The sequence below is a fragment of the Rhodanobacter denitrificans genome (assembly GCF_003335105.1).
In the GTDB taxonomy this organism is placed as follows: Bacteria; Pseudomonadota; Gammaproteobacteria; order Xanthomonadales; family Rhodanobacteraceae; genus Rhodanobacter; species Rhodanobacter denitrificans_A.
The window spans coordinates 98,539-113,619 of sequence record NZ_QFWQ01000003.1 but is presented as its reverse complement, the minus strand read 5'-3'; the positions used below and the strand labels follow the sequence as shown (position 1 = coordinate 113,619).

The 15,081-nt window shown below is 68.6% G+C and carries 13 protein-coding genes; 8 read left to right on the top strand and 5 right to left on the bottom strand.

What is annotated here, in order from left to right:
• Positions 1-7 precede the first annotated feature (7 nt).
• The 6 genes from DEO45_RS02785 to bla all read left to right on the top strand — a co-directional run bounded on the left by DEO45_RS02785 (position 8) and on the right by bla (position 6,426).
• A complete protein-coding gene (locus tag DEO45_RS02785; protein WP_114341291.1) occupies positions 8-1,030 on the top strand; it encodes an MraY family glycosyltransferase in 1,023 nt (340 codons plus the stop codon).
• A complete protein-coding gene (locus DEO45_RS02780) occupies positions 1,017-2,915 on the top strand; it encodes a polysaccharide biosynthesis protein (RefSeq protein ID WP_114340800.1) in 1,899 nt (632 codons plus the stop codon). Before DEO45_RS02785 ends, DEO45_RS02780 begins: the two co-directional genes overlap by 14 nt.
• Positions 2,912-3,787, top strand: coding sequence for a UTP--glucose-1-phosphate uridylyltransferase GalU (galU, locus tag DEO45_RS02775; RefSeq protein WP_114340799.1), 876 nt, complete (start codon positions 2,912-2,914; stop codon positions 3,785-3,787). Before DEO45_RS02780 ends, galU begins: the two co-directional genes overlap by 4 nt.
• A gap of 28 nt (positions 3,788-3,815) precedes the next feature.
• Positions 3,816-5,105: an NAD(P)/FAD-dependent oxidoreductase gene (locus tag DEO45_RS02770; RefSeq protein WP_114340798.1), complete on the top strand. Its 1,290-nt coding sequence runs from the start codon at positions 3,816-3,818 to the stop codon at positions 5,103-5,105.
• Positions 5,102-5,449, top strand: a complete 348-nt coding sequence (locus DEO45_RS02765; RefSeq protein ID WP_114340797.1) for a tRNA-binding protein — start codon at positions 5,102-5,104, stop codon at positions 5,447-5,449. Before DEO45_RS02770 ends, DEO45_RS02765 begins: the two co-directional genes overlap by 4 nt.
• Positions 5,450-5,547: 98 nt before the next feature.
• Complete coding sequence (gene bla, locus DEO45_RS02760; RefSeq protein WP_114340796.1) at positions 5,548-6,426, top strand: subclass B3 metallo-beta-lactamase; 879 nt, start codon at positions 5,548-5,550, stop codon at positions 6,424-6,426.
• Between the two features lie 11 nt (positions 6,427-6,437).
• Here the strand turns inward: bla and DEO45_RS02755 are convergent, their stop codons facing one another.
• From DEO45_RS02755 to ada, 5 genes are all read right to left on the bottom strand, one after another.
• On the bottom strand, positions 6,438-7,361 hold the full coding sequence (locus DEO45_RS02755; RefSeq protein WP_114340795.1) for an MBL fold metallo-hydrolase: 924 nt from the start codon (positions 7,359-7,361) through the stop codon (positions 6,438-6,440).
• Positions 7,362-7,484: 123 nt separating this feature from the next.
• Complete coding sequence (locus DEO45_RS02750; RefSeq protein WP_114340794.1) at positions 7,485-8,120, bottom strand: DNA-3-methyladenine glycosylase family protein; 636 nt, start codon at positions 8,118-8,120, stop codon at positions 7,485-7,487.
• Positions 8,110-8,766 carry a DNA oxidative demethylase AlkB gene (gene alkB / locus DEO45_RS02745; RefSeq protein WP_114340793.1) on the bottom strand — a complete coding sequence of 219 codons (657 nt, stop codon included), beginning with the start codon at positions 8,764-8,766 and terminating at the stop codon, positions 8,110-8,112. The genes DEO45_RS02750 and alkB overlap by 11 nt, the downstream gene beginning before the upstream one ends.
• Positions 8,763-9,494 (bottom strand): 2OG-Fe(II) oxygenase, encoded by a 732-nt coding sequence (locus tag DEO45_RS02740; RefSeq protein WP_114340792.1) that lies wholly within the window; start codon positions 9,492-9,494, stop codon positions 8,763-8,765. Before DEO45_RS02740 ends, alkB begins: the two co-directional genes overlap by 4 nt.
• Positions 9,491-10,567 carry a bifunctional DNA-binding transcriptional regulator/O6-methylguanine-DNA methyltransferase Ada gene (ada, locus tag DEO45_RS02735; protein WP_114340791.1) on the bottom strand — a complete coding sequence of 359 codons (1,077 nt, stop codon included), beginning with the start codon at positions 10,565-10,567 and terminating at the stop codon, positions 9,491-9,493. The genes DEO45_RS02740 and ada overlap by 4 nt, the downstream gene beginning before the upstream one ends.
• Positions 10,568-10,985: 418 nt before the next feature.
• Here ada and DEO45_RS02730 point away from each other — a divergent pair, with 418 nt between their 5' ends.
• Positions 10,986-13,631 carry a beta-mannosidase gene (locus DEO45_RS02730; protein WP_114340790.1) on the top strand — a complete coding sequence of 882 codons (2,646 nt, stop codon included), beginning with the start codon at positions 10,986-10,988 and terminating at the stop codon, positions 13,629-13,631.
• Positions 13,628-15,067: a glycoside hydrolase family 125 protein gene (locus DEO45_RS02725; protein ID WP_114340789.1), complete on the top strand. Its 1,440-nt coding sequence runs from the start codon at positions 13,628-13,630 to the stop codon at positions 15,065-15,067. Before DEO45_RS02730 ends, DEO45_RS02725 begins: the two co-directional genes overlap by 4 nt.
• The last annotated feature ends 14 nt before the right edge of the window (positions 15,068-15,081 follow it).

The window sequence follows — 15,081 nt, the reverse complement described above, 5'->3', positions numbered from 1 at the left end:
CATGAGCATGTACACGACCATCGGATGGTTGCTGAGCAGCTTCCTGATCAGCGTGCTGCTGGTGCGCGGCGCGATCGGCTACGCGCGCCGGCGCGGGATGCTCGACCAGCCCGGCCAGCGCCGCTCGCACAGTCTGCCGACCCCGCGCGGCGGCGGCATCGGCATCGTCGTGGCGATGCTGGTCTGCCTGCCGGGCGTGCTGTGGAGTCTGCCGGCGGCATGGCCGGCTGAGGTGATTGCAAGCCTGTGCGCCGCGCTCCTGCTGGTGGCGCTGGCCGGCTGGTGGGACGATCACCGCTCGCTGCCGGCGCTGCCGCGACTGGCTGTCCAGCTGCTCGGAGTCGGCCTGTTTTCATCGACCTTGCTGGCAACCGGCCCGTCGGTATGGTGGCTGCCGCTGCTGCTGCTCGGGGGTGCCTGGAGCATCAACCTGCACAACTTCATGGATGGCATCGACGGCCTGCTGGCGCAGCAGGCGATCTTCGTCGGGATCGGCATCGGCCTGCTGGCCTGGTCCTCGGCCCAACCGGCGCTGGCACTGGCGGCCGGCTTGCTGGCGGCGGCCGCGCTGGGCTTCTGGTGCTTCAACCTGCCGCCGGCGCGGATCTTCATGGGCGACGTCGGCAGCGGCAGCATCGGCTTGCTGGTCTTCGCTTTCAGCGCGATGCTGTGGCGGGTGGACCATGCTTTGCTGTGGCCGGCGCTGATCCTGTCCTCAGCCTTCGTGGCCGACGCCAGCCTGACCTTGCTGACACGCATGCGCCATGGACGGCGCTGGTACACTGCACACCGCGAACACCTGTACCAATGGCTGGTGCGTCGCGGGGGAACGCATGCCGGCGCGGGAGCGGCCTATCTGGGCTGGAACCTGCTGATCGCCGCACCACTGGCCTGGTTGGCGTGGAGTCATCTGTACATGGCGCTGCCGATTACCATAGCGCTTTATCTCGGCGCGACGGCCGCATGGCTGTCGCTGAAACGTCGCTGCCTGCGACGCCACCAGCCCAAGGGGCGTCATGTCGCTGCGTAGGTTCGTCGGCTTCATCCATCCGCGCATCGCCGTCGTGCTGCACGACCTGGTGGTGACTGCGCTCGCCTGGTGGATCGCCAAGATCCTGCGCTACGCGCTGAAGCCGGATGAGCTCGTCCACTTCAGTGCGCTGGAATTCCCCATCGTGTTGCTGGTGCAGGGCCTCATCTTCCGCTGGACCGGGTTGTACCGCAGCGTCTGGCGCTTCGCCAGTTTGCCGGATCTCTGGAACATCGCGCGCGCCGTGGTGATCGGCGCCCTGCTCATCGGGGTGGCGCTGTTTCTGCACAACCGCCTCGATGGCGTGCCGCGCTCGGTATTGGTGCTCTATCCCATACTGCTCGCGGTCCTGCTCGGCGCTCCCCGGCTGGCTTATCGCTACTGGAAGGACAGCCGCAACGACCTGCTGCACAACCAGTCGGTGAAGCGGGTGCTGATCGTGGGTGCTGATCGGGCCGGCGAAGTGCTTTCGCGCGACCTGCGCCGCGACAGCCGCTACGTGGTGGTCGGCTTCGTCGACGACGAGCCCAGCCTGCGCGGTGCCAGCATCAATGGGCATCCGGTACTGGGACGTTTCGAGCAGTTGCCCGAAGTGGCCCGCGAAGCCGCCGTCGACATGTTGCTGATCGCCTTGCCCGGGGCCACGACGGCCGAGATGCGGCGGGTGGTGGCCTTGTGCGACACCACCGATTTGCCGTACCGGACCGTGCCGCGGCTGGAGGACGTGGTGGCCGGCCGCGCCCAGTTCAACCAGATCAAGGAAGTGGCGATCGAGGACCTGCTCGGCCGCGACGCGGTGGAGCTGGACTGGACCGCGATCCGCGAAACCCTCAGTGGACGCCATGTGCTCGTCACCGGCGGCGGCGGTTCGATCGGCTCGGAACTGTGCCGCCAGGTTGCCCGTCTGGGTGCGCAATCGCTCACCGTGGTGGAGCAGAGCGAATACAACCTGTACCGGATCGGCCAGGAGCTCCGCGCGGATTTTCCCGAGATGGTCTTCGACGGCATCCTGGCCAACTGCGGCGACCAGACCGCGATGGAAAAGGCGTTTGCGGCCGCGCGGCCGCAGGTGGTGTTCCACGCTGCCGCGTACAAGCATGTACCGATGCTGCAGGGGCAGCTGCGTGCGGCGTTCCGCAACAACGTGCTGGGCACCTGCACGGTGGCCGATGCGGCTTGCGCGAACGGGGTCGAGTGCTTCGTGCTGATCTCCACCGACAAGGCGGTCAACCCGACCAGCGTGATGGGCGCCTGCAAGCGCGTTGCCGAGATCTACTGCCAGAATCTCGATGCGCACACCGATACGCGCTTCATGACGGTGCGTTTCGGCAATGTGCTGGATTCGGCCGGCTCGGTGGTGCCGCTGTTCCGCCGGCAGATCCGCGAAGGCGGCCCGGTCACCGTGACCCACCCGGAGATCTCGCGCTACTTCATGACGATCCCCGAGGCCTGCCAGCTGATCCTGCAGACCGCCAGCATCGGCAAGGGTGGCGAGATCTACGCGCTGGACATGGGCGAACCGGTGAAGATCCGCGACCTCGCCGAACAGATGATCCGTCTCGCCGGCAAGAAGCCGGGCAGCGAGATCCCGATCGTCTACACCGGCCTGCGCTCCGGCGAGAAGCTGTTCGAGGAGTTGTTCCACCCGCTGGAAAATTACAGCGCCACCGCCCACGCCAAGATCTTCCTGGCGCAGCACCGCGAGGTTTCGTGGGAGCTGCTGCGGGCACTGCTGTCCAAGGCCGCCGAGGCGGTCGACGAATTCAACGAAGAAGAGCTTCGCCGCTGCGTGTCCAGCCTGCTGCCGTCGTTCCGCTGGAGCGAATCGGCGCAGCCGGACAACGTGGTGTCGATCCGCCGCATCAACCCGGAGAGCAATGAGTGAGCAAGCCCCTGCGCAAAGTGGTGTTTCCCGTGGCCGGACTCGGCACGCGCTTCCTGCCGGCGACCAAGGTGGTCGCCAAGGAAATGCTGCCGGTCCTCGACAAGCCGCTGATCCAGTACGCCGTCGACGAGGCGGTGGACGCAGGCGCCGACACCCTGATCTTCGTCACCAACCGCTACAAGCACGCGATCGCCGACTACTTCGACAAGGCCTACGAGCTGGAGTCGAAACTGCATGAGAAAGGCAAGGCCGAACTGCTGGCACTGGTGCAGGGCACCTTGCCGCGTCATGTGCGGGCGATCTTCGTGACCCAGCCCGAGGCGCTCGGCCTGGGCCACGCCGTACTGTGCGCCAAGCCTGTGGTCGGCGACGAGCCGTTCGGCGTGATCCTGCCGGACGACCTGATCTGGAACGGTGCCGGCAAGAGCGCGCTGCGGCAGATGGCCGAGCTCGCCGATGCACAGCAGGCTGGCGTGATCGCGGTGGAGGAAGTTCCGCACGACCAGACCGACAAGTACGGCATCGTCGATGCCGTGCCGGTCGACGGGCGCAGCGCGCGGATCCGTCACATGGTGGAGAAGCCCAGGCCCGCGGACGCGCCGTCGAACCTCGCGGTGGTCGGTCGCTACGTGCTGCCGGGCCGCATCTTCCAGCTGCTGGAGCAGACCACGCCCGGCGCCGGTGGCGAGATCCAGCTCACCGACGCGATCGACGCGCTGCTGAAGGAACAGGGCAAGGTACTGGCCTATCGCTTCGAAGGCATCCGCTTCGACTGCGGCAACAAGGCGGGGCTGGTGCGTGCCACCATGCACATGGCGATGCAGGATCCGAAACTCGCGCCCACCGTGCGAGAATTCCTCGGCCAGCTTTGAGTCACCCGGGCTCGAGCGGCCCCACGGCATGAAATCCTCCGCCTCCGCGTCCTATTACCGCGCCACGGCGACGCCGTACGCGGCGTATGCGCCGCTGCAGGGCAACGCGCACGCGCGTGTCGCCGTGATCGGCGGCGGCTTCGCCGGCCTGAACACCGCACTCGGGCTGGCTGAGCGCGGCATGCGCGACGTGGTGCTGCTGGAGCGCGAGCAGGTCGGCTTCGGCGCCTCCGGCCGCAACGGCGGCTTCGTCTTCGCCGGCTATTCGCTGGGCGAACGGTCGCTGCTCGAGCAGTTGGGCGAGGCGCGCGCGCGAGCGTTGTTCAAACTCACCACCGAGGCGGTCGGGCGGATCCGCCAGCGCGTCGCCGATCATTCGATCGCCTGCGACATGGTCGACGAGGGGGTGATCTGGGCGAACTGGTTCCGCGATCCGGCCGTGTTGCGCCAGCGCCAGCAGTTGCTGGCCGACCATTACGGCGTGCATTGGCAGTGGCTGCCCGAGACCGAATTGCGCGCACGTATCCGCAGCGAGCGTTACCACGACGGCCTGTACGAGCGCGATGCGCTGCATCTGCATCCGCTCAATTATGCGATCGGCGTGGCCGCCGCGGCGGCCGCGCAGGGCGTACGCATCCACGAACACAGCGGCGTGCGCAGCCTCGTGCGCGAAGGCCTGCAGTGGCGCCTGCGCACGGCGCACGGCGAGCTGCTGGCCGACCAGGTGGTGCTGGCATGCGGTGGCTACCTGGCCGGCCTGCGCAAACCGATCGACCGGGCGATCCTGCCGATCGCCACCTACGTGATGGTGACCGAGCCGCTCGGCGCCCGCCTGGACGACTGCCTGCACACCCGCGCGGCGATCTACGACAGCCGCTTCGCCTTCGATTACTACCGTGCGCTGCCGGATACGCGGCTGCTGTGGGGCGGACGCATCTCGGTGCTCAACCGCTCGCCGCGCGGAGTGCAGCGGCTGCTGACGAAGGACCTGCTGCGGGTGTTCCCGCAACTGGAGGGCGTGCGAGTCGACCACGCCTGGTCGGGCCTGATGAGCTATGCGCGGCACCAGATGCCGCAGATCGGCGGTGACGGCCAAGGCCTGTGGTGGGCGCAGGCGTTCGGCGGGCACGGGCTGGCGCCGACCTGCGCCGCCGGCGAGCTGCTGGCGGCGGCGATCGCCGAAGGCGACGACCGCTGGCAACAGTTCGCCGGCTACGGCCTGGGCAACACCCATCGCCCATTCGGTTATCTTGCGGCACAGGCCAGCTACTGGTGGCAGCAGGGTCGCGACTGTCTGAAGACGAGGCTGGAAGGATGAGTGAAACGGACCACCCCGGGATCAGCTGGGCCGATTTCGAGAAGGTGCTGATCGTCGCCGGCACGGTGACGAAGGTGGAACCGTTCCCCGAGGCGCGCAAGCCGGCGTGGAAGGTATGGGTGGATTTCGGCCCCTACGGCGAGAAGAAGACCAGCGCGCAGGTCGCCGCGCTGTACCGGGCCGAGGATCTGCTGGGGCGGCAGGTCGTGGGCGTGATCAACTTCCCCGAAAAGCAGATCGGACCGTTCCGCTCGCAGTTCCTGCTCACCGGCTTTCCCACCGACGAGGGCGTGGTGGTCACCGCGATCGAACGCCCGGTACCGAACGGCACGCGGCTGGCCTGAACCGGCGGTGCGTTGCCCGCGATTTGCCTGCAATACGCCAGCGCAGGTTCGCCACCGTCCGCCACCATGACGGTTTCGTCCCCGCCATGGAGCCCTGCATGAACCCATTCATCCGCACAACGTTGATCGGCGCCAGCCTTTTCCTGGCCAGCCTGGCGCATGCGCAGGAGGCGAGCTGGAGCCAGCCGCAACAGCCATTTCGCATCTACGGCAACAGCTGGTACGTGGGCACGCGGGGGCTGAGCGCGATCCTGGTCACGTCGCCGCAGGGTCATGTGCTGATCGACGGCACGCTGGAAGATAATGCGGCGCAGATCGAGGCGAACATCCGCACACTCGGTTTCCGCCTGCGCGACGTCAGGCTGATCCTCAACTCGCATGCCCACTCCGACCACGCCGGGGCGATCGCCCGGCTGGCGCGCGACAGCGGCGCCACCGTAGCGGCCAGCGCGACCGGGGCGAGGGAACTGGGCCTCGGCGGTGACGATCCGGACGACCCGCAGTACGGCATGGCGCCGCGCTATCCGGCGGTCGCGCCGGTCGAGGTGGTCGCCGATGGTGCCGCCGTGCGGGTGGGGCCGATCGCGATGGTGGCGCACTACACACCCGGCCACACGCCGGGCAGCACCTCGTGGACCTGGCGTTCGTGCGAAGCGGGGCGCTGCCTGGCGCTGGCCTATGTCGACAGCCTCACCGCGCTCGGCCGCGACGGCTTTCGCTACGGCGATGAGCCGGCCCGGGTCGCCGCTTTCCGCCACTCCTTCGCGACTGTCGCCGGCCTGCCTTGCGACATCCTGATCACCCCGCATCCGGAGGCCAGCGGCTTCATGCAGAAGGTTGCCGCACGCGATCGCGGGCATTCGTCCGCCGCCCTGGTCGATCCTGGCGCCTGCCGCGCCTACGCCGCGGCGGCGGAGCCGCGCTTCGAGGAACGCCTGGCCAAGGAACGACAGGAAGCACGCACAACGGGCAAGTGAGCGTCTGCCGATCAGCGGTCCAGCCATACCTCCAGCCCCTGCGCGTTCAACTCGATGTCCATGCCCAGCAGCTGGCGCAGCGCGTCGCGGCTCTGCTGCCAACCATGGGCTTCGGCGCGGGCGGCGTAGAGATCGGTGAGCGATTCCAGCAGCGCGGCATGCCGGTCGGGCCGGCCGTGCGCGGTGCGGGCCAGCGCGACCATCGCGTCGATCTGCACGTGCAGGTCGGCCGCCAGCCGTCCGACGTCCTCCACCCGGCCATAGTGGGTGAGGTACATCGCGGCGGGCTGCAGCGCGAGCAACCGCTCGATCGACGCATGCAGCGCCGGCGGATCGAATTGCACCGGCGACGTGGTGGGCAGGATGAACGGGCCCTTGGCGGTATCGAAATCGCGATAGGAGAGGCCGAACACGTCGCCGGTGAAACACGCGGCGGCGCGCTCGTCGTACACGGTGAGGTGATGCTTGGCATGGCCGGGGGTGTCGATGCAGCGCAGCGGCCGGCCGGCCAGATCCACCACGTGCCCGTCCGGCGCCTCGGTCACCCGTTCGACCGGGACCGGACGCAGCCGGCCGTAGGTCTGCTCCATCACCGACTCGCCGTACACCGCACTGGCGCCTGCCCACAGCACCGAGGGGTCGACCATGTGCCTGGCACCTCGCGGATGCACCACCAGTTGCGCGTTCGGCAACTGCGCGATCAGCTCGCCGGCGCCGCCGGCATGGTCCAGGTGCACGTGGGTGAGGATCAGCCAGTCCACCGCCGCGGCGGAAATCCCGGCTTGGTCGAGTGCCGCCAGCATGCGCGGCACGGCGAAGTTCGTGCCGCAGTCGATGAAGGCGCCGCGGCCGTTCTCCACCAGCAGGTAGGCCGCATCGAACTGCGGCCGCACGAAGCCGGTGTCGATGGTGTGGATGCCGTGGGTATGTGCCATGCCTGCCTCGCGAACCGGACGATCCGTCGAGGGTAGCAAGCCGTAGCGGCGCGGGCACTTGCACCAAGGTCGAGTGGAGCTCGACCGAAAAGATCGAGTGGAGTGGCCGGTACCGGTTGGCCGTCAGCCTGCCGTCCGCCTGGCGGTCTTCGGCGGCCGCGGCACGCGCCACAGGTACCAGGCGGCTGCGGTGCGATGCGGACTCCATCTTGCGCCGATTGCCGCCAGCGCCTTTGGTGCGGGCGCCGTGTCCAGCGATTTCAGCAGGCGATAGCCCTCGCGTACGCCGAAGTCGTCCACCGGCAGGATGTCGGGCCGGCCCAGGCTGTAGATCAGGAACATTTCCACGGTCCAGCGGCCGATGCCTTTCAGTGCGCCGAGCCGGGCGACGAGCTCCTCGTCTGACAGCGCCAGCGCCGTGCCCAGGTCCGGCACCACGCCATCCTGCGCGGCGGCGGCGATGCCGCGGATCGTCTCGGTCTTGCGCGCCGAAAACCCGCAGCCGCGCATCGCGTCGATCCCGGCATCGAGCAATTGCGCCGGCAGCGGAAACGCCTGTTGCGGGTACAGCGCCAGCAGCCGGGCCAGGATCGCGTCGCCGGCTTTCACATGCAGTTGCTGGTAGGCCACCGCGCGCACCAGCGCCTCGTACGGCTCGCGCGTCGGTTTCGGTTCGTGCCCGCAGGGGCCGACCTGCGCGACGAGGCGCGCCCAGTCGGCGTCGATCGCAGCCAGGAAGGCCGCGGCGTCAGTCGGCACGACGGAACGTCAGGTTGATGCGGACATCGCCCAGCGCCGCGTGGTGGTTCGGCTTCAGCGGCAGCACGCCGTGGTAGCGCAGCCGCGCCGGGCCACCCCATACCACCACGTCGCCGTGCGCCAGCGGCACGCGCTGCGGACGATCGGAGCGTTGCAGTCCACCGAACAGGAACATCGCCGGGATGCCCAGCGAGACCGAGACGATCGGCTCGCCCATGTCGCGCTCGTCGCGGTCCTGGTGCAGGCTCAGCCGGGTGCCGGCTTCGTAGCGGTTGACCAGGCAGGCATCCGGCACGAAACCGGCAAAGCCGGCGTGCGCGGCGGCGGCATCGGCCAGTTGCAGGAAGGCCGGCGGCGTCGGCGGCCAAGGCCGGCCGCTGTCCGGATCGATCGGATCGTAGCGATAACCGCGGCGGTCGCTGATCCAGCCCAGCGACCCGGCATTGGTCATGGCCACCGACATGCGCAGGCCGCCGGGCGTGACCAGGTGGCGGAACGGTGCCTGTGCCGCGATGTCCGCGATGGCCTGCAGCAGTGGCGTCTCGCCGGCCAGCGCAAACCCGCGCAACACCACCGCGCCCTCGCACAGCGCTTCATCCCGACGGGCAGGGGCGGAGATGGCGGCGAACAGGTCGGCCGTGATCATGTGGCGTCGTGGAAGATGATGCCGAGCGTGTGCCGATGGCCGCTGCGCACACGGCTGACGCCGTGGCGCATGGTCACCCGGTAACTGCCGCGCGTGCCCTGCAGCGGCCGCTGGTGCACCGCGAACACCACCGCGTCGCCTTGCCGCAGCGGCACCACCTCGACACGCGACTGCATGCGCGGTCGCTGCTCGGTCAGCACGAACTCGCCGCCGCCGAAGTCGCGTCCCGGCTCGGACAGCAGGATGGCCAGCTGCAGCGGGAATACGTGCTCGCCGTACAGATCCTGGTGCAGGCAGTTGTAGTCGCCCGCACCGTACTGCAGCAGCAACGGGGTAGGGCGCCGTTGGCCGGCGGCATGGCAGCGTGCCATGAATTCGGCATGGCTGGCGGGGTAGCGTACGGGCAGCCCCATCGATGCGTTCCAGCGGTTCGCGATCGGCGCCAGCCGCGGGTAGGCCGCGCTGCGCAATTCCTCCACCAGTTCCGGCAGCGGATAGCTGAAATAGCGGTATTCGCCGCGGCCGAAGCCGTGGCGGCCCATCACCACGCGGCTGCGGAAACCCTCATCCCCGGCATACAGCCCGGCCAGCGCCGCGCATTCCTGCGGGCACAGCAGGGCTTCCAGCATCGCGCAGCCGTGCGTGTCGAGTTCGCCGGAGATGCGCGCCCAGTCGAAGGCCTGCAGCCGCGCGTCGGCTTCGGGGGCAGGGCGCAACTGCGCGTTCATGCCTGCGCCTCGCGATCCAGCAACGCGCGCTTGCGCGGCACGCCCCAGCGGTAGCCGGACAGGCCGCCGTCGTTGCGCACCACGCGATGGCACGGAATCGCCACCGCCAGCATGTTGCTGGCACAGGCCTGGGCCACTGCCCGCGTCGCCGTGGGCGAGCCGATACGCCGCGCGATCTCGCTGTAGCTGGCGGTGCTGCCGGCGGGGATCTCGCGCAGCGCCCGCCACACGCGCTGCTGGAACGCGGTACCGCGCACGTCCAGCGGCAGGTCCAGGCCGATGGCGGGGGCTTCGACGAAGCCCACCACCTGCGCCACCAACTTTTCATAGTTGCGATCGCCGCCGATCAGGCGAGCTTTCGGGAAACGATCCTGCAGGTCGCGGGCCAGCGCGTCGGGGTCGTCGCCGAGCAGGATCGCACACACGCCGCGTTCGCTCTGCGCGACCAGGATCGAGCCCAGCGAGCATTCGCCGATCGCGAAGCGGATTTCGCTGTCGGCGCCGCCGGCGCGATAGCTGGAGGGCGTCATGCCCAGCACCTCGCCAGCGCTTTCGTAGAAGCGGCTGCTGGCGTTGTAGCCGGCGTCGAAGATCGCCTCGGTCACGCTGTGGCTGCGCTCCAGCTCGTTGCGCACGCGACGGCTGCGATGTGCCGTGGCGTACTGCTTGGGAGTCACCCCGGTGACCGCCTTGAACACGCGGTGGAAGTGGAACGGGCTGAGCCCGCTCGGTTTCGCCAGTTGCTCCAGCGTGGGCTCTGTCTCGGCCTGCTCGATCGTGCGGCAGGCGGTAGTGACCAGTGCCGCGTGCTGCTCAGCCAGCGACGGCCGGTCGGGCCGGCAACGCTTGCACGGCCGGAAACCGGCACGCTCCGCCGCGGCGGCGGTGGCGTGGAACGCCACGTTCTCGGGCCGGGCCGGGCGCGCGGCGCAGGATGGGCGGCAGTACACGCCGGTGCTGCGCACCGAATAAAAAAAGCTGCCGTCGGCATGCGCGTCTCGCGCCCGTACCGCTACCCAGCGTGGGTCGGCGAGAGTGGTGGCACGTGCCGCCTGTTTGTCGAAGGTCTTCATGGCTGTTCCTTCCGTCGGATTATCGCTCAAGGCGCAATCTACGGACCGGCCACCGCCGTGGCACTCCGGGTCTTGCGGTCGAATTCGCGCCGGCTTGCCACGCCGGCACGAACCGGCCGCCATGCATGCTGTTTTCCATCGGCGCTTGCATCCGGGTCGCCGCGGCTGCGGGTCAATGGCATTGATTGGCACTGGCACGTGCGATATCAAGTTTCCCCAACACACGGGCGGAGGCTCGACACGTGTCTGTGGTCGCATTTACCGTTGCCCCGATCGCGTATACCTTCACGAAGCCGTTGCCACCGCAAATCCGCAACGACGCCACGATTCCACGGCCAAAGGTTTGCGCATGACGAAGCACAGGACGCGACCGGGCAGGCATGTTCTGCCGATTGCCGCGGTCACCCTGAACGGGCTCATGGCCGTGCTGGTCCTGTTCGCCGGCGCATGCCGTGCCGGCCCGGCCCCGGCAACCGACTCGCAGACGCTCGCGACAGGCTGGCATTTCCGCCTCGTGCCGGACTCTGCCGCCGTGCGCGCGCACCCGGAGGCGGCAGCATGGCGTACCGCCCATGTGCCGGGCAGCGTGCAGACCGACCTGCTGGCCGCCGGCGCGGTCGGCGACCCGTTCTGGCGCGCCAACGAGGCCGCGCTGCAGTGGATCGGCCTGGCCGACTGGCAGTATGAGCTGCCGCTCGCGATCGATGCGGCGACGCTGCGGCACGATCATGTCGAACTGGTGTTCGACGGCCTGGATACCTTCGCGGACGTTTCGCTCAACGGCCACCGGCTGCTGGCCGCCGACAACATGTTCCGGCGCTGGCGCGTACCGGTGAAGAACGTGCTGCGCGCGGGCGGCAATACCTTGCTGGTCACGCTGCATTCGCCGATCACCCGGATGCAGCCCTGGCTGCTGAGGCAGCCGTACGCGTTGCCGGGCGAATTCGATTCCGCGTTCGGCGACGAGCCGAAAGGCCGGCAGACGTCCAACTACGTGCGCAAGGCCAGCTACCAGTACGGCTGGGACTGGGGTCCGCGTTACGTCACCGAGGGCATCTGGCAGCCGGTGCGCCTGGAAACCTGGGACGACCTGCGGCTGGCGGATTTCCACATCGCCCAGCGGCACGTCGATGCGGACGTTGCGCAGTTGCTCGCGCAGTTCGATATCCGTGCCGACCACGCCGGCCAGGCCCGGCTGCGGCTGACGTGGAGCGGGCCAGACAACAGCCGTGGCAGCGTGATGCAGGAAGCCTCGCTGGCAGCGGGCGACAACCACCTCGAACTGCCCGTACGCATCGGGCACCCGCAACGCTGGTGGCCGGCCGGCTACGGCGCACCGAACCTGTACCGTTTCCGTGCCGATGTCATTGTTGCCGGCAAGGTCGTCGCCAGCATCGAGCGTGATACCGGGCTGCGCAGCGTGGAGCTGCGGCGGCAGCACGATCGCTGGGGCCGCAGCTTCACCTTCGTGGTCAACGGGGTGCCGATCTTCGCCAAGGGTGCCAACCTGATTCCGCTCGACAGTTTTCCCGAACGCGTCACCGGGGCGCGGATGCAGCAGGTCCTCGAGTCCGCGCGCGACGCCAACATGAATATGTTGCGGGTGTGGGGCGGCGGCTACTACCAGAGCGATGCGTTCTACGCGATGGCCGACCGGCTCGGCCTGATGATCTGGCAGGATTTCATGTTCGGCGGCGCCGTGCCGCCGTACGACGCGGCGTTCCGCGAGAATGCGCGGATCGAGGCGACCGAACAGGTCGTGCGCCTGCGCGACCATCCGAGCATCGTGCTGTGGTGCGGCAACAACGAGGTGGAGACGGGCTGGGAGTCCTGGCCCGACCGGAAGAAGTTTGCGCAGGCCATCGGGCCCACCGAGCGCGCGCGCGTCGAGCACGGCATGCGCACCCTGTTCGGCGAAACCCTGCGCGGCGTGGTGCGGCGCTACGCACCGGACGTGCCTTACTGGGCCACGTCGCCCGGTACGGATTTCGACGGACCGGCCAATGTGCCGGATGACGGCGACATGCACGTGTGGGACGTCTGGGCGGGCTCCGCGCCGATCGAGGACTACCTGAAGACCACGCCGCGCTTCCAGTCCGAATACGGGCTGCAGTCGTTCCCGGCGCTGGCGACGATCCGCAGCTTCGCCGCGCCGGCTGACCTGTCGCCGGATTCGCCGGTGATGCGCGCGCACCAGAAGTTCGACGGCGGCAACGGCAACCGGCGCCTGTTGTTCTACATCCGCAAGTACTACGGCGAGCCGAAGGATTTCGCTTCCTTCGTCTATCTCAGCCAGGTGATGCAGGCCGAGGGCATCGAGCTGGCCGCCGACCACCTGCGCAGCGCGCGGCCGCAAAGCATGGGCTCGCTGTACTGGCAGCTCAACGATGTGTGGCCCGGCGCATCGTGGTCCAGCATCGACTATTTCGGGCGCTGGAAGGCGCTGCAGTTCCACGCACGCCGCTTCTACGCGCCGCTGCGGGTGGTGCCGATCCGTCGTGGCGGACGTACCGAAGTATTCCTGGTGTCCGATCGCACCTCGCCGCTGCACGCGCGGTTGCGCACGCGCGTGATGGACATGGAGGGGCGGCTGCTGCACGAGCGGACAGACGAGGTGCAGGTGCCCGCGCTGGCCAGCACCCGCGCCGTTGGGCTGACCGATGCGGCGCTGCTGCAGGGTGCCGATCCGCACCGCAGCTTCGCCGTGTTCGAGCTGGTCGCGCAGGGCGGCCCGGTATCGCGCCATCTGCTTTTCTTCGAGCCCGCGCTCGCGCTGCAGCTGCCCGATCCTGGCTTGCATGCCGAGCTTGCCGACGACGGTCACGGCATCGTGCTGAGCCTGCGCGCGGAGCGCCTGGCGCGCGAGGTCTGGGTCGACTTCGGCCCGCTCGATGCGAAGGTTTCCGACAATGCGCTCGACCTGCTGCCCGGCGAACGTGTCGAACTGCGGGTCGGCAGCACAGCCGGCATCGCGTCGTTGCGCGATGCGCTGCATGTACATTCGCTGTTCGACGCCACGGCGCGCCACCGCGCGCCAACCACCCCGGAGAACGCACAGCCATGATCACCTCGCGCCGCTCCTTGTTGAAGTTGATGGCCGGCGCCGCCGGCGGCGTGATGCTGGGGCGCGTGCCGATGGCGCTGGCCGCACCGCGCTATGTGAGCCATCGGCCGCCGCCCGGCCAGCGCCGGTTCGTCAGCCCGGCGGTGGAGGCGCTGATCGCCCGAACCAAGGCGAAGATCGGCGACCCGGAACTGGCCTGGCTGTTCGAGAACTGCTACCCGAACACGCTGGACACCACGGTGCAGCTTGGCAGCCTGCGCGGCAAGCCGGATACCTTCATCGTCACCGGCGATATCGATGCGATGTGGCTGCGCGATTCTTCCGCACAGGTATGGCCGTATGTGCCGCTGGCAACACACGACGAACCACTGCGCCGGTTGTTCCGCGGCTTGATCCGGCGGCAGGCGCTGTGCATCTCGATCGATCCGTATGCCAATGCGTTCCTGCCCGACCCGAAGTCGAAGACACCGTTGTCGTGGGCGCAGCAGGATCTCACCGACATGCATCCAGGCGTGGCCGAGCGCAAATGGGAGATCGATTCGCTGTGCTATCCGATCCGGCTGGCGCATGCCTACTGGCAGGCCACCGGCGACCAGCAGCCGTTCGACGACGACTGGCGCGGTGCGATGCACGCGGTGCTGGCGACCTTCCGCGAGCAGCAGCGCAAGCATGGCCCGGGCCAGTACCACTTCCAGCGGCCCTCGGCCAACCCGACCGACACCCAGTTCCTCGGCGGCTACGGCAATCCGACCCGACCCGTCGGACTGATCCACGAGATGTTCCGCCCATCGGACGATGCGTGCATCTATCCGCTGTCGATCCCCGGCAACCTGTTCGCGGTGAGCTCGCTGCGACAACTGGCGGAACTGGCGGTGGCGGTGCACGGCGACCGCGCCTTTGCTTCCCAGTGCACCGCACTGGCCGACGAGGTCGAACAGGCGTTGCGGAAATTCGGCGTGATGCGCGACGAGCGCGGCAACGAGTTCTGGGCCTACGAAGTCGACGGCTACGGCAACCAGCTGTTCATGGACGATGCCAACGCGCCGGGGTTGTCGAGCCTGGCCTACCTGGGCTGCTGCCGCAGCGACGACGCGCGCTACCGGCGCAGCCGCGAACTGGCCTGGAGCCCGCGCAATCCGTACTTCTTCCGCGGCCGTGCGGCGCAGGGCATCGGCGGCCCGCACCAGGGCCTGCGCATGATCTGGCCGATGTCGATCATCATGCGCGGGTTGACCAGCGACGACGACGGCGAGATCCGCCAATGCCTGCACTGGCTCAAAACCACGCACGCCGGCACCGGCTTCATGCACGAGGCCTTCGATCAGGACGATCCGGCGCACTTCACCCGCGCGTGGTTCGCCTGGGCCAATACCCTGTTCGGCGAGCTGATCGTGCAACTGGCGACGCAGCGGCCGCAGCTGCTGCGGCGCGCATGATGGCCCGCAGCCAT